General features: G+C 44.8%; 22 protein-coding genes. 15 read left to right on the forward strand and 7 right to left on the reverse strand.

All coding sequences use genetic code 11. The annotated features are described in order from the left end of the window. Positions 1–176 precede the first annotated feature (176 nt). Complete coding sequence (gene psaK / locus RMO79_RS15325; protein WP_310484043.1) at positions 177–431, reverse strand: photosystem I reaction center subunit PsaK; 255 nt, start codon at positions 429–431, stop codon at positions 177–179. Between the two features lie 76 nt (positions 432–507). Between psaK and RMO79_RS15330 the strand changes: the two genes are divergently transcribed. The 3 genes from RMO79_RS15330 (at position 508) to RMO79_RS15340 (ending at position 4380) form a co-directional block, all read left to right on the forward strand. Beyond that, positions 508–1143, forward strand: a complete 636-nt coding sequence (locus RMO79_RS15330; protein ID WP_396136606.1) for a phosphoribosylanthranilate isomerase — start codon at positions 508–510, stop codon at positions 1141–1143. Positions 1144–1319: 176 nt separating this feature from the next. Further along, on the forward strand, positions 1320–2198 hold the full coding sequence (locus RMO79_RS15335) for a hypothetical protein (RefSeq protein ID WP_310484044.1): 879 nt from the start codon (positions 1320–1322) through the stop codon (positions 2196–2198). An 82-nt stretch (positions 2199–2280) separates the two neighbouring features. Next, the gene (locus RMO79_RS15340) at positions 2281–4380 is read left to right on the forward strand and encodes a serine/threonine-protein kinase (RefSeq protein ID WP_310484045.1); all 2100 of its coding nucleotides are present in this window, start codon (positions 2281–2283) and stop codon (positions 4378–4380) included. Here RMO79_RS15340 and RMO79_RS15345 read toward each other — a convergent pair. Then, positions 4372–6711 (reverse strand): DUF3488 and DUF4129 domain-containing transglutaminase family protein, encoded by a 2340-nt coding sequence (locus RMO79_RS15345; protein ID WP_310484046.1) that lies wholly within the window; start codon positions 6709–6711, stop codon positions 4372–4374. The two genes, RMO79_RS15340 and RMO79_RS15345, sit on opposite strands and share 9 nt — an antisense overlap. Before the next feature lie 548 nt (positions 6712–7259). On the opposite strand from RMO79_RS15345, the gene RMO79_RS15350 reads away from it, so the two are divergent. Then, positions 7260–7550, forward strand: coding sequence for a hypothetical protein (locus tag RMO79_RS15350; protein WP_310484047.1), 291 nt, complete (start codon positions 7260–7262; stop codon positions 7548–7550). A gap of 96 nt (positions 7551–7646) precedes the next feature. On the opposite strand, the gene RMO79_RS24610 is transcribed toward RMO79_RS15350, so the two are convergent. After that, the gene (locus tag RMO79_RS24610) at positions 7647–7793 is read right to left on the reverse strand and encodes a PEP-CTERM sorting domain-containing protein (RefSeq protein ID WP_396136607.1); all 147 of its coding nucleotides are present in this window, start codon (positions 7791–7793) and stop codon (positions 7647–7649) included. A gap of 63 nt (positions 7794–7856) precedes the next feature. On the opposite strand from RMO79_RS24610, the gene RMO79_RS15360 reads away from it, so the two are divergent. Then, on the forward strand, positions 7857–9182 hold the full coding sequence (locus RMO79_RS15360) for an ISNCY family transposase (RefSeq protein ID WP_310484064.1): 1326 nt from the start codon (positions 7857–7859) through the stop codon (positions 9180–9182). Here the strand turns inward: RMO79_RS15360 and RMO79_RS15365 are convergent. Continuing rightward, complete coding sequence (locus RMO79_RS15365; RefSeq protein ID WP_310484049.1) at positions 9150–9596, reverse strand: hypothetical protein; 447 nt, start codon at positions 9594–9596, stop codon at positions 9150–9152. The genes RMO79_RS15360 and RMO79_RS15365 overlap by 33 nt on opposite strands. Before the next feature lie 242 nt (positions 9597–9838). After that, a complete protein-coding gene (locus RMO79_RS15370) occupies positions 9839–10417 on the reverse strand; it encodes a Uma2 family endonuclease (protein ID WP_310484050.1) in 579 nt (192 codons plus the stop codon). Between the two features lie 205 nt (positions 10418–10622). On the opposite strand from RMO79_RS15370, the gene RMO79_RS15375 reads away from it, so the two are divergent. The 8 genes from RMO79_RS15375 to RMO79_RS15410 all read left to right on the forward strand — a co-directional run bounded on the left by RMO79_RS15375 (position 10623) and on the right by RMO79_RS15410 (position 18809). After that, positions 10623–11612 (forward strand): alpha-ketoacid dehydrogenase subunit beta, encoded by a 990-nt coding sequence (locus tag RMO79_RS15375; RefSeq protein ID WP_310484051.1) that lies wholly within the window; start codon positions 10623–10625, stop codon positions 11610–11612. Between the two features lie 96 nt (positions 11613–11708). After that, positions 11709–12563, forward strand: a complete 855-nt coding sequence (secD, locus tag RMO79_RS15380; RefSeq protein ID WP_310484052.1) for a SecDF P1 head subdomain-containing protein — start codon at positions 11709–11711, stop codon at positions 12561–12563. Between the two features lie 63 nt (positions 12564–12626). Then, positions 12627–14033 (forward strand): protein translocase subunit SecD, encoded by a 1407-nt coding sequence (gene secD / locus RMO79_RS15385; protein ID WP_310484053.1) that lies wholly within the window; start codon positions 12627–12629, stop codon positions 14031–14033. Between the two features lie 75 nt (positions 14034–14108). Beyond that, a complete protein-coding gene (gene secF / locus RMO79_RS15390; protein ID WP_310484054.1) occupies positions 14109–15068 on the forward strand; it encodes a protein translocase subunit SecF in 960 nt (319 codons plus the stop codon). Between the two features lie 264 nt (positions 15069–15332). Continuing rightward, positions 15333–15755 carry a hypothetical protein gene (locus RMO79_RS15395; RefSeq protein ID WP_310484055.1) on the forward strand — a complete coding sequence of 141 codons (423 nt, stop codon included), beginning with the start codon at positions 15333–15335 and terminating at the stop codon, positions 15753–15755. Between the two features lie 186 nt (positions 15756–15941). Next, positions 15942–17249 carry an adenosylmethionine--8-amino-7-oxononanoate transaminase gene (gene bioA / locus RMO79_RS15400; RefSeq protein ID WP_310484056.1) on the forward strand — a complete coding sequence of 436 codons (1308 nt, stop codon included), beginning with the start codon at positions 15942–15944 and terminating at the stop codon, positions 17247–17249. 24 nt (positions 17250–17273) lie between these two features. Further along, complete coding sequence (locus RMO79_RS15405) at positions 17274–17462, forward strand: hypothetical protein (RefSeq protein WP_310484057.1); 189 nt, start codon at positions 17274–17276, stop codon at positions 17460–17462. Positions 17463–17495: 33 nt separating this feature from the next. After that, the gene (locus RMO79_RS15410) at positions 17496–18809 is read left to right on the forward strand and encodes a (Fe-S)-binding protein (protein WP_310484058.1); all 1314 of its coding nucleotides are present in this window, start codon (positions 17496–17498) and stop codon (positions 18807–18809) included. Positions 18810–18866: 57 nt separating this feature from the next. Here RMO79_RS15410 and RMO79_RS15415 read toward each other — a convergent pair whose 3' ends face one another. Together RMO79_RS15415 and RMO79_RS15420 are read right to left on the reverse strand one after the other, a co-directional pair. Then, positions 18867–20300, reverse strand: coding sequence for a phospholipid carrier-dependent glycosyltransferase (locus RMO79_RS15415; protein WP_310484059.1), 1434 nt, complete (start codon positions 20298–20300; stop codon positions 18867–18869). Positions 20301–20338: 38 nt separating this feature from the next. After that, a complete protein-coding gene (locus RMO79_RS15420) occupies positions 20339–21124 on the reverse strand; it encodes a DUF3153 domain-containing protein (protein WP_310484060.1) in 786 nt (261 codons plus the stop codon). A 187-nt stretch (positions 21125–21311) separates the two neighbouring features. Between RMO79_RS15420 and nusB the strand changes: the two genes are divergently transcribed. Then, complete coding sequence (gene nusB, locus RMO79_RS15425; protein WP_310484061.1) at positions 21312–21953, forward strand: transcription antitermination factor NusB; 642 nt, start codon at positions 21312–21314, stop codon at positions 21951–21953. Between the two features lie 139 nt (positions 21954–22092). Beyond that, the coding region (gene ftsY, locus RMO79_RS15430) for a signal recognition particle-docking protein FtsY (RefSeq protein ID WP_310484062.1) at positions 22093–23453 on the forward strand (1361 nt) is incomplete at its 3' end.

Raw genomic sequence — 23453 nt, forward strand, 5'->3', positions numbered from 1 at the left:
GGGAACCCAACGGTTTAGCGCATCAAGACAACCCCCAGATCCGGGTTCTGCCCCCACCAGTAAAACCCGCAAACCACCAGTATTTATCGTCTACCGCTACGCTTATTACAAGTATTCACCTTAACAGGGTTACCCCCTAAAACCTAAAACCTAAAGCCTAAAGCCTATTCCCTAAATTAAATTATCCCTAAATTGGTGAGTCCGAGTGAGAAGCCAACTCCCAGAATGTGTCCGAAACTCATGGCGGCAATTAGTGTCGCTAAATCGATACCCGCAATATTAGGTGAATTTGGAGTGCTGATTGGATTTCGGTGAGGAATAGCTGCGGCGATCGCGATTGCCGCAGTATTACAAATAATCATAATTATTACAGTATTCAAGCACCACGGTTCGGTATGGGGAATAGCGGCAATGATTGAGTTGGTTGACAAAATTTTAGACACCCGATCGCACTTTAAGATGGCAACTAATTATTACAGCACTTTCCTTAAATTGTGAAGAATACTCATGCGAATTAAAATTTGTGGGATTACCACCGTCGAACAAGGAGATGCGATCGCCAAGCTAGGAGCCACCGATTTGGGCTTTATTTGCGTGCCTAGTTCGCCTCGTTATCTAAATTTGACTCAACTGGTGCCGATCGTCTCAGAGCTAGCTTCAGTGGCGAATACAGTGGGTGTTTTTGCCGATTTTTCGGTGACGACGATCGCTCATGTCGTCACATTGACAAATCTTCATACCGTCCAACTGCATGGTATGGAACCCGTTGAGTTTTGCCAAGAATTACGCCAAGCTTTACCAGATACCGAAATTATCAAGGCATGGCGCGTTCGCAGTACTAGCGATCTAGACTCTATTCAAGCCTATAGCCAAGTCGTCGATGGGTTGCTGCTCGATGCTTATCATCCCGACGCGCTCGGCGGTACGGGACAAACACTCGATTGGCAACAGTTAGTGGCATTTAAACCCAGTATTCCGTGGCTGTTAGCTGGCGGCTTAACTCCCGATAATATTTGCATGGCATTGAGTCAGATCCAACCCGATGGGATCGACCTTTCCAGCGGGGTAGAAGTCTCGCCAGGGCAGAAAAATTTAGAGTCGGTCGATCGATTGTTTGTCAACTTGAGGAAAAGATTAGGCTAAAATAAAGACTACAACATTTGTGACTCTTTGCTCGGTCTGCATCGGTAGACTCGGTAACTGGTAACGCGACTGGAGTCACTGGTACTATGGTAGGGAGCAATTTAGGTTAACTCCAAAACTGCCACCTGAATTGGTGAGAACTATGTCTAGATTTTAAGATTCAAGAGGCAACCTTTATGGATAGTAGTAAAGTTATTGATGTGAATGCTGTCGAAAATAAATCTACTGCCGAGCTAGCCGTAGAGATCGATCTGGTTGCTTTGCGCGCGCAAAGTCTGGCGGATATCGATCGATTAGAGCAGACTTTAAATGCGGATATCAAAATCGATTTACAGGAAATTCGAGATCGATTGAGTAAATCATTTCGGCAATTTCTGTTATTAAAAGAACAGGAAAGAATGCCATTTTTACAACGAGTGATGACCGCTCATATTGAAAACATGGAAGACGAACGGGGCTTTCCGCCTCGACACCCAGTTCATTGGTTTAAGTCTAAATTAGAGTTTAGTTCGACTGGCGTGCTGCAATTTGATTTTAAAAAAGATGCTGAAGTATTTATCGAATCAGTCCTAACTTATATTGAGACTGAAATTAAAGGTCAATTGAAGACCGAGAAGCAAATGACAGTCGATCGAGTCGATTCGTGTTTGAGTCAGTTGCAACAAACGATCGGCGATCGGATTCAGCCACTAGCTAAGGCTAGAAAAATCATTAGCACCGAGTACGTTAATAGCTTTATCCAAACAGAGCGATTAACGTTAAAGATCGTCGATCGCTTTTATTTTGTAAGTATGGGTGAAAGATTCAATCCCAAACAAGAATTAATTTATAGTGAAGTTTGTGTGCGTCCGACTGGGTTGTTCGACCGGAATAATGATGGCGAAAAACCTACCCAATTAAAATATGCTGTTTCCTGCGATCGACTATTAGATATCGTCAATGAATCGATCGAGCGATCTCTCAGTCAAATTCAGCAGCAAACTCAAGCATATCTAGATAATGAATTATTACCCCAACTCGATAAACTATTTGAAGATCTGGGGGCTAGGCTTTAGGGGAATAGGGAATAGGCTTTAGGTTTTTCTCCCCCCACACTCCCCACACCCCCCCACACTCCACACTCCCCCCACTCCCCCAATGACCATATTCTGCCCTAACGGACACGAAAACCCTGACAGCAACCGTTTTTGTCAATCCTGTGGCAGTCCGCTGGTTGCCCCTGTCAATAGTGCGATGACAGTGGGTGTAACACTTGGAGATCGGTATCGGATTACCAAAGAAATCGGTCAAGGTGGATTCGGGCGGACTTATCTATGCGAAGATGTCAATCGCTTTAACGAACCGTGTGTGCTTAAAGAATTTGCGCCGCAAGTGCATGGTACGGCTCTACTCACCAAAGCCCAACAATTATTCGAGCGCGAAGCTGGAGTAATGTACCAATTGCAACATCCCCAGATCCCGATGTTTAGGGAAATGTTTCGCGTCAATCGTGGGGGTGTGGGACTATTATTTTTAGTTCAAGATTATGTTGCTGGCGAAAACTACCAGCAACTGCTCCGCCAAAAAACCGCACGGGGGCACACATTTACCGAAGCGGAAATTACCAAATTTCTGATCCAGATTTTACCAGTACTCAGTTATATTCATTCGGTGGGAGTCATTCACCGCGATATTTCGCCGGATAATTTAATTTCCCGCGCTAGCGATGGCTTGCCAGTACTGATCGATTTTGGCGGTGTCAAACAAGTCGCCGTCAATGCCGCCACTCAGTATATGCCTGGTAATGTGGGCAATAGTGAGGTACCAACGCGATTGGGTAAAATTGGCTATGCACCTAACGAGCAAATGCAACGGGGTGTAGTCTTTCCCCACAGCGACTTATACGCCCTCGCCGCGACATCCTTAGTCTTACTTACGGGCAAAGAACCACCAGATCTGATCGACCCTCAAAATTTTACCTGGAACTGGCGCGAACATATCAGCCTCAACCCCAACTTAGGCAGTATTCTCGATCGAATGCTCCAACTCCGCCCCAACGATCGCTTTGAATCCGCTCAGGATGTCCTCACAGCTCTCCAATCGGGAAAAACAGAGAATCTCAAGCCGACGGTAGTTACTGCCCAGGCAGCCGCCACCCAGACCGCACCGGGACAAAATGCCCAATCGCAGATTCCGACTGTCGTTGTTACGCCCAACCCGCCGCAAATTATCCCGCCGACATTATCCACCAAGCCCAAATCTTCCCTGATGGCAATTGTCGGTAAAACTTGGATGACAATTGCGGCAGTCGTCGGGGCGATTGGATTGGGTTGGTTGGTTGCCAGTCTGATGCCTAAGAGATCGGAATCACCTCGCTCACCCAATAGCTCGATCGCTCCAGTAGCCACGCCCAGTCAAACTAGTACCAGATCGATTGAGCCAACTACCGCCACAACTTCAATTACCCCAACAATCCCAGCAGCCTTAACTGCCAAAGGGGTAAATATCCAAGCTTATGGCGACGCAGTCAAACAGGTGTATGGTAAAACCCAGGCAAATAATACTAGCGACAGTCAAGCAAAATCTCAGCTAGATACAATTGCCAGTGAATTAGGCGATAAATTAGATCGCCAACTCAGCACCGATGCTGTCAAAAAAATCGGTACTTATACAGCGGCAGATCGATCGAGTTGGGAATCGCAAATTAATAAATTACATCTGAGCAAACGGACATTAATCGATCTCACTAATGCTAAATATCGATCGATTACCGATTACTCAGCCGACAAATTAGGATTGAAATTAAACCAATTTCTCAATACCCCAATCGGACAAATTTACCAGGCAACAATGTTCGATCGCGTCCAGGCGATCGCCTCCAAACAAGCCACCGATGAAATTGTCTTTCCGATCGGCGGGAATAGCGGCACAGTCAGCGGCACGCTTCAACCGGGCGACGGTAAGGCGTATGTTGCGAGTTTAGTACGCGGTCAAGATATCGCGATCGATCTGCAAACTAATTCATCGACTAAACTATCGATTTATCCGCCCACATCTAAACTGCCAGCGATACTAACAGATTCCCAAACTAAAAATTGGTCTGGTAAAACTACTCGCAATGGCTATCATGAATTTGTTTTAGTTTCCGATAGCGATCTGCCGATTCAATATTCACTTAAACTCACCGCCTCCGATCTCCCCAGGAAGCAAAAAAGCTCCAATCGCGATCTATCTCCAGACAAAGAACCTTTATGGTAACTTATTCGATACTTTTTTGAGAGTTATTAGTAATTCCTGTAATCGATCGAGTCGTTGGGCTTCAGCTCCATATCGCCAAGCTGTATAGGCTTGAGATATTTCGATAACTAAGCCGCTAATTGAAACAGAGCAATTAGTTTGGATCGATCGAGCATATTCTAAGGGCGTTTGAGCCGGATGTTTGGGAAAACCTGCTGCTGTTAATTTAGCTAACATTTGCTGATAAATTCGCTCGACTGGCGATAATTTTCGCAACCATTGTCGGTGTTTCCAGCTTGTAAATTGTTGCCATCCCCACCAACAGCAAAAAGCAATCGTAATCGCGATCGCGCTACCGCTAAAGATTCCCAACCAGCCTTGAGAAAACAGGCTAAAAAACCAGGCAAGTCCCACAACCAGCCAACCGAGCGTTAACGACCAAACTTGAGCTAACCAAGCAGTAACTGGCGATGGCAGCCAACTCGCTACCCAGTTCCAAATTTGTTGAAGCGCGCCAAAGGTTTGGTCTTCATCGGCACCTGGCGGGGTCAAGGGATGCCCTGGAATTGGATCGAAGGCAAACCATCCATAATTAGGGAAATAGACCTCTGTGAGGGCGTGTGCATCGGTGTTGGAAACCTCGTAAAATCCGGTGAAGGGATTGAATTTACCAGCATCGAAACCGACGACTAATCGAGCGGGAATCCCGATCGAGCGTAACATCATCGTGTAGGTGGTGGCAAAATGGTCGGCATAGCCCCCAGTTTGGCAACTAGTCGATTTACCCTCGCAGCGGAATAGGAACCAGTTGGCTAAATCTTCACCATCTGGAATGCGATCGAGTGCCATTGGGTCGGCGGGGAGGCGATAATGTTGTTTGAGATATTGGGCGAGGTAGAGCGATTTAGCGTAGTTGGATACTAAGGCAGGGCTATCTTTGCCGACTTGCTGTTGGGACGATCGATCGACTAAATTTTGGGTGTATGTTTGGAGTTTGGGTGCGATCGCATCGGGAATTTGCAGATAATGGTCGATGATATCTTGAGGATATTTGGTACTGGCGGCATCGAGTAATTCCCGATCGCGATATGGTACGTGCGATACGACAGTATAAGTCAATCCGGGCTGTAAACCGATCGGCGATCGGAGCGTTCCTTCTAAATCCATCGCAATTTCTGAGGTGGGAAAATATAACTCACCAATCGCCGACATTCCCGGAATGATATTGGGCAAATCTTCTAAAGCGGTATAACTTTGAATGATTTGCTTGGTTTTAATATTTCGAGGTGGATAACCGAGCGTAAATTTATATTCCCATTCTGGGCGACGCACTTTGCGGGTTTTATCGTTGCAAGAAATTTCCCAGCCTTTACCAGTATACCGATCGAATGCTAAGGCGCGCCAAAAGCCTGGAGCTTGAGAACGCACGCGCATAACTACTTTGGGCTTCATTGCTCCCCGCAGATTTTGGTCGATCTGCGAGTTAAATCCATAGTAAAAAGTATCGTCTAGCATTCCGTCGCCGTTACCATTACCCCCTTTGCCATCGATTTGGAGATCTCCCGTACCTCCCCCTTTCCCCTTGCGCTGATAGCCGGGATTATTAATGCCCCTCACATCAAATTTCTGTCGTTCGTATTTAATCGGCGCGCTGACGGGGAGCGAACCCTGATAGCCTGGAAAACGCGGCATCAGAGCGAAAATTACCAATCCGATGCTCAAGACTATCCCCAGTAATTGCGCCAACTTTCGCCAAGGTAACCCGATCTTGGTAATCTCGCTAGGGCTAGAAATTGTCAATGGGCTAAGATCGAGACGCGATCGATAGTCGAGAAATAATACCGGAATTGCGATCGTTAAAAATAGTAGCAATAGCGGCGCAAATGTCAATGTTTGACTCAAAGTACCCGCAACGCTAATTAAAATTAAACCGATCGTCATCGAATAGCCCAAATCCTTACGGCGCGGTAGATCGAAGGTGTGAATTACCTGCATTTGCACCAATAACTCGGCTAATACCAGCCGCGTATCGTTCAGACTCCCCACCAGATTCGCTACAAAATAACCTAACGCCCCTAGCATTGCCAATGCTAAACCAAATTTAGCCCCAATATTATGACCGCGACGATGGTACCAACTCCAGGCAGATCCAGCAATACTCAACGGAATCGCCCATAAACTCATTTGAGTCTCCGCAGCGACATCGGTGGCGATAATGCCCACCACTACCATCGACTGTACCAGCACCCGCAACAGCAACGAGTCCTCTGGTGCAGTTTTGGGCATTTTTGCCATCTGATGCTGAATTTTCGCCAGCAGCGAATTTGGTTGTTGTCGGGCAAATGTGGGCATAATAGCAAAATCAACGATAGTTGGCTCCACCCACTGGCAACTAACTACTAGCTATCGCTACTAGGTTCGGGCGATGGAGTTGGGATACTAGGTTTAGGGTGCCCAGATTCATTCTCGTTTGTCTCATACTCTTCAAGTTTTGTTTCCCACGGAAATAGGGGCGGATGTCGTCGAATTATTGCATCGAGTTGTTTTTGGATTAATAACGGCAATCGATCTTCCACGTTTGGCACTCACTCTCAAATTGATTTAGATATTGGTCGATATAGCAACCCCAGGTAATGCACTTTAACTGGTCTCATCTTCATCTTTGTTTGAATATACACTACCGCTATCCCCAAATCAGGACAGTACTCGATCGGAATTAAATCTAAATTCGTCCGGTTTTCCCCACCATACAGGTGTTGTCATGCCATTTTGGATTTTAAAACCTGGTGCCCAATTCTAGATCTAGCAGATCGAGGCGATCGAGATAAAATATAAATAGCGACGCTGACCGAATTAAGCACTCGTGCGGATGTCTAAAAAATCAATTGCGATGAGTCGCCATGACACAAGCCAGAGAACCAGAAGATACAGATTTAATTAAATCGATCAGAAGACTCGATCGAAGAGTGAGTAGACTTGAAGACACACAGGTAACATGGAGAGAATTAAACGATTCTTTCAATCGCGTCTATGAGGAAATTGACGTGGTTGAAGAGCAAATAGATCGGCGATTTGACGCGTTAGAAACTTCGATGAATCAACGATTTGACAGTTTGACAGGCGAAGTACGGGAATTGAATGCTAAGTTCGATATCATCATGCGGCATATCACTGGACAGGGTAACTCTTAACCAAATTGGATGGTATCGACAATAACTGAATGCAAGAAACCCGACTTCTCGAAGTCGGGTTCCTGTCCACACCAATAGGTTAAGGATCGGGCGTATCTATGAGATATCTTCTCTATCTAGCTTGGCTTTAGCTAACTTCCGCTTGATCGCGACACCATATCCCGCACCGAAGAGCGTTCCTAATACCGTAAATGGTTCGGGAACGGCAGTAGCACTAGCCGCACTGACACAGCAATTCCAAATTCAGATTTTGACAACGGGGTAGGGCGAGCAGGAAAATAGAAGGACTTCAACAAGAGAAGCATGATGGAGCCAATGAAGCTGAGTTTTATCGCCCTGCTCGAATATTTGAATCGAGCTATTCTGGGGATGAAAGACCCACGCCTTGCCAGTAATGCGACTAAATATAGCCTTCTGGATGCGGTCTTAGGAGCGTTCTCAGTCTTCTTCATGCAAAGTGAATCCTTTTTGGAGCACCAAAGGCACATGGAGAGTAATCAGGGCAAAAGTAATGCGACTACACTGTTTGGCATGATGGAAGTGCCAACAGTGCAGCAAATGCGGAACATTTTAGACGGAATTCCAGCGACCTCGTTGTCATCAGTATTCAATTGCGTTTATCAAGCGTTGAAGCGGGATGGACATTTAAAGCCGTTCCAGTATCTAGGCGGAATACTGATTGCGCTGGATGGAACTCAGTATTTTAATTCTCATAAGTTGAACTGTAAATGTTGTTCGAGCCGGACTCACAAAAATGGCACAGTGACATATTTTCACAGTGCTATTCTGCCTGTAATTGTCGCCCCTGGGCAATCTCAAGTAATTTCCTTAGCCCCAGAATTTATTACTCCTCAAGATGGGCAGGAGAAACAAGATTGCGAAGTGGCCGCAGCTAAACGGTGGCTCAAACATCACGCGGCCGAATTTAAGGGACAAACAGTCACCCTGCTGGGAGACGATCTCTACAGTCACCAACCAATGTGTGAAGAGATTCTCTCATCGGGAATGAACTTTATCTTTACCTGTCTAGAAACGTCTCACACCGCGCTTTATGACTGGTTAAAATACTTGGATGGTATTGAAGCAGTAACCAAGCTAGAAGTGAAACAGTGGAATAAGAATTCGAGAGAATTGTATAGCTATCAATATGTCAATGGTATTCCTCTAAGAGCCTCACAGCCAGCTATTGAGGTCAATTGGTGTAAACTAATTCACACCCGTGAATCAGATGGGAAAATATTATATGAAAACGCATTTGTTACCCGTCATGAGTTAAATGAACAGAGCGTACCCTTGTTTGCTGCTGCTGGTCGATGTCGGTGGAAGACAGAAAATGAAAATCATAATGTTCTCAAAACAAAGGGATATCATCTGGAGCATAACTTTGGTCATGGACAAGAGCATTTAGCGTCTTGTTTACTGACGCTTAACCTGTTGGCGTTTCTCTTTCATACTGTTTTGCATTTAACAGATCTTGCCTACCAACAGATTCGTCACCAGCGCGGTACTCGTAAAGGGTTTTTTCAAGATCTCCTCAGTCTTACCAAATATTTGCTTTTTGAGAGTTGGTCATCCTTGATTGATTTCATGCTTTATGGCTCAACCTCTAATCGGGCAGCCAACTCCTCCTAGATTTTTGAATTTGGAATTGCTGGCACTGACATTAATATTGTCAAACTGATGGAATGGGAAAACCTGATCCCAATCGACAGAAACTAAATTAGTGAAGTTGGTGAAGTTAAAAGTTGTTAGACCGATTTCACTTGTGGTGAAGTTTTGAGTGATGGTGGTGGTGTCAGCTTTCAGACCAGTAAAAGTGACTGGTGTTGATCTAGGCTCATTAAAAAGATCCACCAGATCGATCGATGAGAGTGTAAATGCGCCACCACCTACTTGAGTTAAACGAGTGACTCCACCAGAAGCATTGTTGAAAAGAGCTGTCGAGCCTGGATAAAAAGTCGATTGATTACCCCAAACCGCGAGTGAACTTGATTGAGTGCCAACTTGACTGACTGTAAAACCATCTTCTGTATAACTAGTTCCCACATTATTAACAGCAGTATTGTTTTGAGCTAAGCTTTCAAAATCAAGTACGACAGCTTGATCGGGAGCAACAACAAGTACAGACAGATCTGAAAAGCTAGTCAGTACAAGAGTTTTAGCGATTTCGGGGGGTAAATTGTTTCATTGTGTTTCGGGGTATTTATCTTGTTTGGAGCATACCACGAAATTTGACAAATCGAACTATCCGTCGAAATTATTAGATCCAAAATCCTCACATGGCTGAATTATGCCTCTACGCTGAAAACTATATCTTCATAGATCTGTGCTACTGGTACGCTCAGATTCACACTTGGAAGCTCGATAGTATCGCCAGCATCAGAAGATAGAATTTCCCATCTGCCGCGTTCGTTTCGTTGATAGAGATCCACTCTCATCGCATTAGTACTCACCAACACATAATCCTGTAAGGTTATAGAACGTCGATAAAGTGCGAATTTATCACCTCGATCGTAAGCTTCGGTACTGGGTGATAGGACTTCGACAATCAGACAAGGATAACTAATAAATTTGGTAGCACGGCGATCGCGATCGTCGCAGGTAACGCTAACATCGGGATAAAGGTAGGAATTAGATTCCAAAATCTGTACCTTAGCATCGGAATTAAACACCTTACAACCCGAACCGCGTAAGTGATTTTTAAGGATGGCAGTGAAATTACCAGCAATTTCGCTATGGTTGAGAGTCCCGCCAGTCATAGCATAGACTTCACCATCGACATACTCATGTCGGAATTCTTGTTGCTCTTCCCACTCCAGATATTCGATAGGGGTAAGTCGTGGAAAATGTTCTTGTAAAGCGACCATTTGGCAAGAACCTATTGCTCAAAGACAGTATTAATCAGCAATCGTTATCGAGTGTGCAAACGTTTGCGGTATGTGAATTATACCACTTTTGCAAATTCTATCTCCCACCACCAAATGCCCCTAATCCTTATTCCCTATCCCCTATTCCCTATCCCCTAATTCTGTTAGAGTGAGATCTGAGAAATTTAAGTGTTGTAAACCTAGCATGGCAGAAACTCTATTTTTTAATGCCCTCCGAGCTGCGATCGATGAAGAGATGGCGCGGGATTCAGCGGTATATGTGATGGGTGAAGATGTCGGACACTACGGCGGTTCGTACAAAGTCACCAAAGATCTGTATCAGAAATATGGAGAGATGCGGATTTTAGATACGCCGATCGCCGAAAATAGTTTTGTGGGAATGGCGATCGGTTCTGCCATGACAGGGTTACGCCCGATTATTGAAGGAATGAACATGGGCTTTTTGCTCCTTGCCTTCAACCAGATTTCTAATAATGCCGGAATGTTGCGTTATACCTCTGGTGGTAATTTTACAATTCCCTTGGTGATTCGCGGCCCTGGTGGTGTGGGTAGACAATTGGGTGCGGAACATTCCCAACGCCTGGAGGCTTATTTCCAAGCCGTTCCTGGTTTGAAAATCGTGGCCTGTTCGACTCCTCGCAATGCCAAAGGATTGCTCAAAGCCGCAATTAGAGACGAAAATCCGGTGTTATTCTTCGAGCATGTATTACTCTACAACCTCAAAGAAGACCTACCCGATGAAGAGTATTTACTCCCCCTCGATAAAGCCGAAATCGTGCGTCCTGGTAAAGATGTGACGGTGCTAACCTACTCGCGAATGCGCCACCACTGCACCCAAGCCATGAAACTCTTAGAAGCAGCCGGGAAAGATTACGATCCGGAAATTATCGATTTAATTTCGCTCAAACCTCTAGATTTAGAAACAATTGGCGCATCAATTAAAAAGACGCATAAAGTCATCATTGTTGAAGAGTGTATGCGAACTGGCGGGATTGGTGCTGAACTCGTCGCTTCGATTAGCGACCATTTCTTTGATGAGTTAGATGCTCCTGTGCTGCGGATGTCGTCACAAGATATTCCGACTCCTTATAATGGAAAGTTAGAATACCTGACGATTATTCAGCCGCCCCAGATTGCCGAAGCGATCGAAAAAATGGTTGATGGCAGACTGTAACAGCAGGAAGTTGAGAAGGGAGAGATTGATGCCTTGGCATTTTTCCGCTCCTAATTCTCAATTAAATTTAAAGGTAATTAAATTTCTAAATTAACCGTGCGAACACAGCTTGCGATCTCCTACCTCATTATCCTGCCACTCATTGCGATTGCATCTGCAAGTTGTAATCTAGATCGATCGAGTCTAGATCGTCAAGGCGGAGTGCAACTGACGATGCAGCTCAAGCCTACCAAGCAGCATCCACAAATATCTGAGGCAGATCGAGAGGTTGTTCAGAGGGTAATTGAAGGTCGGGTTAATGGCTTAGGTGTAAGGAATGCTTACATTAAATCTCTCGATAACAATCGAATTTTAGTTCAACTACCTGGTGTTAAAGATGCTCGACAAGCGCAGCGAATTTTAGGTGGTACCGCTCAACTCGAATTTCGCGAACAAAAAGCTGGGACAGAAGGACAACTGGGTGCAGAGCTGGCGGTACTGACTGCCGCCAAAGAGCAGCAAGCCATCCTCAAAAAGTCTCAAGCTCCAGACAAATCAGCAATCTTGGAAAATCAAGCCGCGATCGAGCAGCAATATACTGAGATTGGTAAACTATTTGGCAAAGCGGCACTCTCTGGTGGGAATCTTAGAAATGCTGCCCCACAACCATTATCCAGCGAAGGCTGGGAAATTGCGATCGAATTTGATGATGTTGGTAGCGAAGCTTTTACCAAACTAACTAAAAAATTAGCAGGAACTGGTCGTGCGATCGGTGTCTTCATCGATAATGACCCCATTAGTACCCCTACTGTCAGTGCTGAATTTGCTACCACGGGAATTACAGGAGGCAAAGCCGTAATTACAGGTAATTTTACTGCTGAAACTGCCAACGATCTGGCAATCCAACTTCGTAGTGGTTCGTTACCAGTTCCTGTCGAAGTTATCGAAAATCGGACAATTAAGCCTAAATAAAGCCAAAGTTCGCAAAAATCAACCATCCCCCCGATTATTAGAAATAACTAATTTAGATTTATTATGCAAAAACAGCGAGTTATTTTAGGCTTAATTATCGCCCTAGTCATCGGTGCAATTATCTTGCTAGTCAATAAGCCAATGCGCTTAGGATTAGATTTACAAGGCGGTTCGCAGCTGACTCTTCAGATTAAAGAAACTAAAGAACACCCAGTCATTACCCAGTCCGATTCGGAAGCAGTTCAAAAAGTAATTGAAAATCGGATTAATGGTTTGGGGGTAGCCGAAGCTTTAATTCAATCTGCTAGTGGTAATAAAATTTTAGTCCAATTACCAGGGGTCAACGATCCACAACAAGCAGAAAGAGTCCTCGGCGAGACCGCACAACTAGAATTCCGCGAACAACAAGCCGGAACAGAAGGACAATTGGGCGCAGAATTAGCCATACTTGAAGCTGCTAAAAAACAGCAAGAAGACTTCAAAAAAACCAAATCCACAGATAAAGTTGCGATCGCCGAAAATCAAGCCACAATCGAAAAACAACAGATTGAAATCGGTAAATTATTTGGCAAGGCGGCGATTAGTGGCAAACAGCTTAAATATGCCAACCCCCAGCCAGTCGGCTCTGACGGCTGGGAAGTCGCGCTCGAATTTGATGGTGCTGGCGGCGATGCTTTTGCCAACCTTACTAAAAATTTAGCAGGAACTGGTCGATCGATCGGCGTATTTCTCGATAAAGATCCAATTAGTACTCCAACTGTCAAGGCTGAATTTGCCGCGACAGGGATTGCTGGCGGTAAAGCTGTAATTACAGGTAACTTTACGACAGAAAAAGCTAGCGAGTTAGCAGTTCAACTACGTGGCGGCTCGCTCCCAGTGCCCGTTAAAATCGTCGAGAACCGGACTGTAGGTGCAACGTTGGGGCGAGACAGCATTCAGAGCAGTATCTACGCTGGGTTGGGCGGATTGGGGTTAGTTGCGATTTTTATGGGTGTCTATTACCGATTACCTGGAATAGTTGCCGATATTGCGCTGGTTATCTACACTCTCTTGTCGTTAGCAGCTTTTAACATCTTAGAAGTAACTTTGACGCTCCCAGGGATTGCTGGATTTATTCTGAGTATTGGGATGGCGGTAGATGCCAACGTGTTAATCTTCGAGCGCACTCGTGAAGAATTGCGTGATGGTAAAACGTTATACAAGTCCGTTGAGTCTGGCTTTCACCGTGCTTTCGATAGTATTTTAGACAGTCATGTCACTACCTTAATTTCCTGCGGTGCGTTATTTTTCCTCGGTTCGGGATTGGTAAAAGGATACGCCGTTACTCTCGCCGTCGGGGTAGCATTAAGTTTCTTTACCTCGCTCACCTGTACTCGCACGCTATTGCTGTTATTAGTCTTGGGTTTTCCAATCTTACGTAAAAAACCTCAACTATTTGCACCAAATATACCTAACTTAGCAACTAAGTAAGTGAATAGTGAATAGTGAATAGTGATTTAATTTTCCCCAGTCCCTTACTTCTTACTCCTTACTCCCCTATTCCCTATGAAGCAATTCAGTGTTACCAAACAACGTAAATGGTGGTGGCTGTTATCTAGCACGATTATTTTGACAGGAATTATCTCGATGATTTTATCGTGGACTAATCCCCTAATTGGATCGCCCTTACGCAGAGGATTAGACTTTACAGGTGGCTCGAAACTAGAGTATGGACTAGATTGCAAGGTCGTTAATAATTGTAAACCGATCGATATCGTTGCCGTTCGCGAATTAGTTAAAAGTCAAGGGATTTCTGATGCGATCATTCAAGTAGCTGGTAAAGATTCTACCGGATTATCGATCGCCACTAAATACCTCGAAACCGATGCGATCGACAAGTTAGAAGCTGCTCTTAGTAGTAAAATTGGCAACCTCGATCCCGAACGACGTAATGTGCTAAAAGTCGGGGCTACACTCGGACAAGAACTATTCCAAAATGGTCTGATTGCAATTTTATTATCGTTCGGATTGATTTTGTTATATCTAACTTTCCGATTCAGATTTGACTACGCCTTCTTCGCCTTCATCGCTCTGTTTCACGATGTACTGATTACGACGGGAGTTTTTTCGATTTTAGGTCTAGTTAGCGGTACAGAAATCGATAGCTTATTCGTCGTCGCTTTGTTGACAATTATCGGTTTTTCTGTTAACGATACGGTGGTTATTTACGATCGGATTCGCGAAGTAATTAGCCTCAGTCCCGACCAACCGATCGATAAAATTGTAGACGATGCCGTCAACCAAACAATGTCTCGATCGATCAATACCACTCTGACAGTTCTGCTTACCTTATTCTCGATCTACTTATTCGGTGGCGAAACGCTCAAGAATTTTGCCCTGTGCTTAATTATCGGCTTTACGGCTGGAGCGTATTCGAGTATCTTCATCGCTAGTACTCTGTTTGGTTGGTGGCGCGCAAATCATCCAGATAACCCCACACCAACAACAGTTAGTTCTGAATCTTAACTATTCACTTTCTTGAAAAGGTGCTTCACTTGCGGCGCACTTTTGGACGGGTTCCCCACTGGTCGGGTCACCCGCCCAGTTGTCAAAATAAGTGCGACAGCGGCGTTTTTATGTCTAGGGTTCCCCCCGAATAAGAAAACGACAAGACAAGACAGGGGGAACCAAGCGACGTTTGTGGGGGAAGCTTCCCCCACAAAGCTCGCGCCCAAGAACGCACTTTTCGCTATCCACTAGTAGCTTTTTTTTGATGCAAGATGTGAGCTGATGTCTAAAGCGAATCTATCTCAAGATTCGGGATCTGCCTCAGATCCCGAAATCGAACTCGACCCAGTTTTTAAAAACCAAATCAATAATCTCTATCGTCTGACTGTCTATTGGCGATGGAGCGTAATTGGCTTGTTATGGTTGACTGTCGGTGCTTATAGCCTGTGGGAATTACGCTATCCAATTAGTCTGGCTCAAGAATGTTTTACCTGGGCAACAGTGAAATACGGACTGGCGTTTCAGCCGCTTCCGGCGTTTGGGTTGTGTTTGTGCGTGGGAATGATGACGGGTACTTTGTGCTGGCAAAGTCGCAACCTAATTTGGGGATTGCCAAAAAAAGAACGCCAGCAATTAATCGCTAAAGTTTGTCAAATTCGCAAGCAAGGCAGCTCTCATCCACTCTGGAAATGGGTGGTGAGATAGGTTTTAGGTTTTAGGTTTTAGGTTTTAGGTTTTAGGTTTTAGGTTTTAGGTTTTAGGTTTTAGGTTTTAGGTTTTAGGTTTTGGAACTGCGTTCCTTCGTTTTTCCCCCCACACTCCCCACACTCCCCACACTCCCCACACTCAAAAACTAGCAACTTGCGTTAGTACCAGCCTGCACACTTCTCCATGCAATCTTTACAGCAACTCATCGATTTCGATCGCTTGCATGTTTGGCATCCTTATGCAGCCATGCCGAATTTGCAACCAGTATTTCCAGTTGCATCAGCACAGGGCGTATATATTCAATTAATGGATGGTCGAACTCTAATCGACGGGATCTCGTCATGGTGGACTTGTATTCATGGCTATAACCATCCCCGCTTAAACCAAGCCGCTCATGCTCAGATCGATCGCATGTCACATATCATGTTTGGCGGTTTGACTCACCAGCCAGCCGTGGATTTGACTAGGAAGTTAATTGAGATTACACCCGCAGCACTCCAGCAGGTGTTTTTCTGTGACTCTGGCTCAGTGGCGGTGGAAGTTGCAATGAAGATGGCGGTGCAATATTGGTACAATCGTTGCTTGCCCCAGAAGCAAGGTTTTCTGACCATGCGAAATGGCTATCATGGGGACACCTTTGCCGCCATGTCAGTTTGCGATCCGGTGAATGGAATGCACCATCTGTTTCGCAATCTAGTGACTCAGCAATATTTCGCCGATGCACCGCAGATTACCTTCGAGGATGACTGGCAAGAGCGGGATATTGAGAGTTTTGCTGTTTTACTAGCTGCACATCACGATCGCATCGCAGCGGCGATTTTTGAGCCAGTAGTCCAAAATGCTGGGGGGATGCGCTTTTATCATCCAGAATATGTACGCCAAGCCAAGGCATTATGCGAACAGTACGATGTTTTGCTGATTTTAGATGAGATTGCTACTGGCTTTGGTCGCACGGGCAAAATGTTTGCCTGCGAACATGCAGGGATCTGTCCAGACATTTTATGTGTGGGTAAGGCACTGTCTGGGGGCTTTATCTCTCTTGCTGCGACGCTGACGACGCGAGAAATTAGTGCCAGTTTTGCGGTGGGTGAAGCGGGCGTATTTATGCACGGCCCAACTTTTATGGCGAATCCATTGGCTTGTGCGGTGGCTGTCGAAAATTTAGCCCTGCTCGAAAGTTACGATTGGCAATCTACGATTCGATCGATCGAGTCTCAGCTTAAAGCAGAATTAGAGCCGTGTCGGAGTTTAGCTGCTGTTAAGGATGTGCGAGTATTAGGCGCGATCGGGGTGGTAGAATTGCATGACCCAGTGGATATGCAAACGATTCAGCCGTGCTTTGTCGAAGAGGGCATATGGTTGCGTCCGTTTGGGCGACTGATTTACACGATGCCGCCATACATTATTCAACCCGCCGAACTTACCGCAATTACGAAGGCTATTTACAAAATCGTCGCACAAATTACCACCAACTCGGAGCCACAAAAATAAACGAGCCTTCAAGCATCAATATCGATGGCAGCAATTCTCAATTTGAAACTATTACGCTATTTTATCGCTTCAATCTTGGCAATAGTTGACGACAGGATCGGGGTTGCAGCAGTTTTATTTTTAAAAACCAGCATCAGATCCGGTCTCAATTTTCATATTGATAATTGCTGTATCGATGGCAAACTCGATCTGAAAATGTCAAAATCATTATAGGCGATCGCCACAGCTCTCACACTCCCACACCCCATGCAATCTCCCACACTCGACACCCAACATCCACCGGAACCGAAACTCATCGATGCTTGCGTGCATTGTGGGTTTTGCCTTTCCACTTGCCCCAGTTATCGGATTCTAGGGACAGAGATGGATTCGCCACGGGGGAGAGTCTACATGATGGATGCTCTGAATGAGGGCAAAATTGACCTCACACCTACGGTTGTCAGTCATTTTGATAGTTGCCTCGGTTGTTTGGCTTGCACCACTACCTGCCCGTCAGGAGTGCAGTACGATAAACTAATTACGTCGATGCGATCGCAAATCGCCCGCAATCATCCCCGCCCATTTGTAGAGCGGTTGTATCGACAATTTATATTTGGGTTATTTCCTTACCCCAATCGGCTGCGGTTGTTGCTGATTCCACTATTTATTTATCAGAAACTTGGCTTGCAAAAACTCGTCCGCCAGACGGGAATTATCGAGAAAGTCTCGCCCCATTTAGCGGGGATGGAGTCAAATTTACCCGAATTATCCCTCAGCACATTTCAAGATACCCTTCCAGCATTAATTCCCGCTCAGGGCACGCAAAGATATCGCGTGGGGATGATTTTAGGTTGCGTACAAAAGTTATTCTTCGATCGCGTCAATCAGGCTACAGTCAGAGTGTTAACAGCTAATGGTTGCGAAATTGTGATTCCGCCAGCTCAAGGCTGTTGTGCCGCGCTACCGCACCACCAAGGGGAAGAAGAGCAAGCCAAAACTCTTGCCAGAGAGATGATAGATCGGTTTGAGAATACGAATGTCGATGCAATTATTATTAATGCTGCGGGTTGCGGACATACTTTAAAAGAATATGGCGAATTGCTCCAAGACGATCCTGAATATCTTCAAAAAGCGATCGATTTCTCGGCTAAAGTTAAGGACGTTCAAGAATTTTTAGCAGAAATTAAACTGACTACGCCACTATCGCCAATTTCTGTCGAACCACTCGCGCTCGTCTATCAAGATGCTTGTCACTTATTACACGGACAAAAAATTAGTATCCAACCCCGTCAACTGCTCAAACAAATCCCCAATGTGTCGCTGACAGAACCTTTAGATGCGGCATTATGTTGCGGTAGCGCGGGTGTTTATAATATGCTCCAGCCAGAAACAGCTAACGAGCTTGGAGCGCAGAAAGTTAAAAATCTCGTCAATACTGGGGCGACAATTATTGCCTCGGCAAATCCTGGTTGTACGCTCCAAATTGCCAAGCATTTAGAATTACAAGGACATCAGACTAAAATTTTACACCCGATCGAACTGCTGGATCTATCGATTAGAGGGATTCAATTACCAAATTAGCAAAGCGCGCAAAAAAGTAGGGGCAATTCATGAATTGCCCTTTTTTGCGCGATAATCTTAAATCCAATTAAAGATCCAAAAGTCCCAGAGTCGCAGACTTAAAGCGGTTCTTTCGATCGATAATCCTAGAAATACGGGCAACCAAAATACAAAACTAGCCGCGACACCGAAAATTGTCGTCAATCCTAATGCTTGCAATAATTTAGAATTACTCCGCAGCCAAATATCGACAAACCAGGCTAACCCCATAACTGCAAATAAAACGGCACCCATGTAATGATAAATGTACAGGCACCGAGTTACTCTCACCCATGGGAGTAAATTTGCGGCATAGTTAACAAATACAAATAAAGGAATGGTAATATAATCGAGATTTATTTCTTCGATCGGTATGGGAATGACTCGACCGATATTGAAGATTTTAATTGTCGATCGAACATGGTTAATCATCACCCAGATCGAAGCGAAAACCGCTGCTAGAGCTAACCACCATAATAATGGATTGCCCATTGCATGGACATCATAAAAATAGTCGTCTTTGTACTCGGTAAAGTAATAAGCTAACGGGCGCATTAACAACGGCCAAGTGTACCAATTCGCACAGTAAGGATGCACGCCAGCACCATTGCCTATCTCTTTATGGTAGTTGAGAATTGCCAACTGAACGTCGATAAAATTGGGTGTAGGATTCTGAATTAGATGGGGAATCCATAATAAACTATAGATTATAGCTGGGACAATTAATAGACTGAAAAAAAGTTGAATGAGTCGCAGCTCGGCAAGTCCATCTAACAGCGAATTAGTAAGTACAGATAATTGCCAGAGTTTGGACTTAATTATTTTCCAGATTCTGGCAATAAATATTAAGATGTAAATGCCAAGCAAAAACCACAATCCATTCCATTTACAGGCGATTGATGCTCCAAAAGCAACTCCAGCACCGAGTAGTAATAAAAAGCGGCGATCTGGATTAGCTCTAATTGCTATTAAGACTAGTAGCTGTCCTAATACACCAAAGAATACTAAAAAAATATTGTTTAAAGCATAGCGAGAATCGATTAAGAATAGTCCATCCAGACTAATAAATAAAGCTGCGATAAAAGCATAGCTCATCCGTTGATTTAATTGATAAGCGACAGCAGCAACTAACGGTGGAATAAACGAACCAAATAACGCATTCATCCACCGATAGCTAAATGTAGAGCGGAGCGAACCAGTCAATTCATTAACATTATCTCGACCGATCGGCAATCGATCGCCAATCCAAATTCCGATCGCAATTAAATATTGACTGAGCGGTGGATGTGAATTGAAAAACTTGGTGTTAGTGAGATAATTATTAGCAAATTTAGCATAATAAATCTCGTCAAATACAAAGACATTGAATCTCTCTAATCCCCAAAACCGCAAGAAGACTGCGATCGCACAAACACCAATTAGTCCCCATGTAGCAAACTTTTGATTGTCTTCTGTGTCTAGGTTTAAATTCACAAGCGAAAATAAGTAGGTGACATCCTCAAAATGACAACTTATTTTGAGGCTAGTTGCCAGGGTAACTGACGATACTTAATATAGTAACCGATCGCACTAATTAACACGATAACTACCGCTCCTAAAGCCAATGGATTCGGCAGCCAAAATATCGCATCGATATGGTTGACTCTACCGGGTTTGAGTTGCCATGTCAGTTGGTTGGGGTCGCTTGTCGCAATCGTCACCACCTGTCGATCGGTGGCGATATTTTTTACGCCCCAGGGACTATAAATGCTAAAATTGAGATTGACTGAATTAGTTGCATCTACTGAAATTTTAGCATCGACAGTATCGATCGACAGCGCGCGCAGGTCGATATCATAAGTAAGATGATTCCTAATTACTAAGAAAAAGTTACTGCGATCGATCTGCATCTGTGAATTCAATTGCGGACCAGTTCCCGATTGAGTCGAATTGGGATTGAAGTACCGAGCGATCTTGGTTACTAATTCTTGCGGATTATTAAAGGGAATTGTAACTTTATATTCACGATCGCTCAAACGTTCTAAATGTCCTTGTGCTTGCATCGTCCGCTGTCTGATACTGGCGATCCAAGTTTTGACAGCATTTTGACTGAAAGTATTTAATTGTTCGCCCAGTTGAATATGCTCGACAATTTCGCCATCGCTAATATTCGTAAAATTGATGCCAGTATCGTACTTAACACACCCAGATAAGCCGAGTGAGATCGTCAAAAATACAATTATCAATTGCCGATTAATGAAACCGTGCAACCAATTGACAAATTCGCTCGATTTATTGGCACCAACTAGAATTTTCATATTCATCTTGCTCGATGGCGATGCTCTTTGACTGAGGCGACACCCACGATCTTATCAGAATTGTCCGCTCTTATCGTACAACGATCGACTACAAGCACTGTCGATCGAACTATAAAATTTGGATCTAAACTTCCATGACAGATCGTGGTATAGTAAGAGGCTTTGCAATTGCTATTCGATCGCGTCTATGAAAGCTCAAACTATCGCTCGTGAGTTGGCTCTGCTAGCCCTACCTCAGTTATCAAAGGCGCAAAAAAAGTTAGCGCAAGCACAACCCCGCCAATTGCAGTTAACTCTAGAAGAGATGATGCTCAACGCCATCTCTACCCTGCGAGAAGAAACCCAAGAAGCACTAGAAGCCGCAACCGCCGAATTACAACGCAGTAACGATCGACTTTTAAACAGTCAAACCAGAGCTAGTGACGTGGAAAGTGCTAGAGTAATGACCGCAGAAGCGATCGAATTAGTTCAAAAAGCGATCGACCGACTCGGACAAGCCTTAGAAATGCCCGAACTCATCAATAATTTTAATCGTCCTGACGTTCGTAGTTACGCGCTCGAACTATTGGTCAAATCTACCGAAGAAACTGCCGGAATCGATACACTTTTGAGTAAAAGTATTGTAGATTGGCAGCTAGGTCGATTGCCAAAGATCGATCGAGATATTCTCCGGTTGGCAGTTACCGAAATCGCCTATCTGGGTTTGGAAGAAAGGATCGCCATTAATGAAGCGATCGAACTCGCAAAGCGGTATAGTGACGACCAAGGACGTAAGTTAATTAATGGGGTGCTGCGTCGAGTTACCGAACAACTCAAATCGGGGGTCTAAATTGTGCGATCGAACACCTAAATTCTGCATAATTTTAGCTTCTACTAAATATCTTAACTTTTTTGACACCTAAGCTGTCGATCGTTTAATTTACAGATCTTGCTCACCTCCTAACTTAACAACAGCTAACTAATCGATTATGGTTTTTAATTGGTTTCGTCGCAAATTCGATAACTCTGAATCTGAGCCAGTACCAGATCCCGAACTGGTAGAAGAATCTACTGGAGCAGAAGAATCTCTAATAGAGCCAGCGGCAGCGGAACCAGTCATAGCCAATGAAGAAATTGCGACCGACTATTTAGCTTGGGCAAAAGCAGCTTATCAGAATATCCAACAACAGGAAGCACCCCCAGCGGTAGTAGAAACAGCACCTGAAGCTAGCGAACCGAGCGAGTCGAATCTAGAAGAAATTGCCGCCGAGACAGAGCCAGTAACAACAGTTGACGCACCATCCGTTCTGGCTGTTGAAGCGGAGGAAAACATCCCCATTTGGGCGCGAGACGACCGCCAACAGCGATTAGAACAGCTCAAGGCTACAGCAATCGAAACTGTCGAACCAGTGGCATCTAACGCCGATATTGCCCTCGATGACGACTTCTTATGGTCGGCTAAAGTCCTCGCCGACCAAGGACGGACTCCAGAGCAAGTATCATTAGATGAGATTAACTGGCTCAAAAAATTACGTCAGGGTTTAGACAAAACTCGACGCGGATTTGTCAATCAATTTAAAGCTCTCATCGGTCAAGGCCCGCTGAATGCCAATGCGGTAGAATCGATCGAGACTTTATTACTCCAAGCCGATGTTGGTGTCGAAGCTACCGATTATGTAATCGAGACATTGCAGGCAAAACTCCGCCAAGAATCTCTCCCCCCCGAAGAAGCTGTCGCCTATCTCAAACAGATTTTGCGCGACTTACTCGATAAACCTTATCAAGCCAACTACACCCAAGAATTTCTCCCCGTCCAAAACGAACTAAACATTTGGTTGATTGTCGGAGTCAATGGAGTGGGTAAGACTACCACTATTGGTAAACTCGCTCACATGACTCAGGCTTCGGGTTATAAATGCCTGATTGCGGCTGGCGATACCTTCCGCGCCGCCGCCGTCGAACAAGTCAAAGTGTGGGGTCAACGTAGCGGGATCGAAGTAATTGCCAACCCCGGACAAAATACCGACCCCGCAGCCGTAGTTTACGATGCGATTAGTGCCGCCCGATCGCGCGATACTGAGTTATTATTAGTCGATACTGCTGGGAGATTGCAAAACAAAAAAAATCTGATGGACGAGTTGAGTAAGATCCGCCGAATTATCGATAAGCAAGCCAACACCGCTCGGATCGAATCTTTACTGGTTCTCGATGCCACACTGGGACAAAATGGTCTACGTCAAGCACAAGTATTTGCTGAAGCCGCGAAATTAAGTGGGGTAGTATTAACCAAACTAGACGGAACAGCCAAAGGTGGTGTAGCTTTAGCAGTAGTCCAACAACTTGGGTTACC

Origin of the sequence: Chamaesiphon sp. VAR_48_metabat_403, from assembly GCF_031422475.1 — a bacterium.
Classification (GTDB): domain Bacteria; phylum Cyanobacteriota; class Cyanobacteriia; order Cyanobacteriales; family Chamaesiphonaceae; genus Chamaesiphon.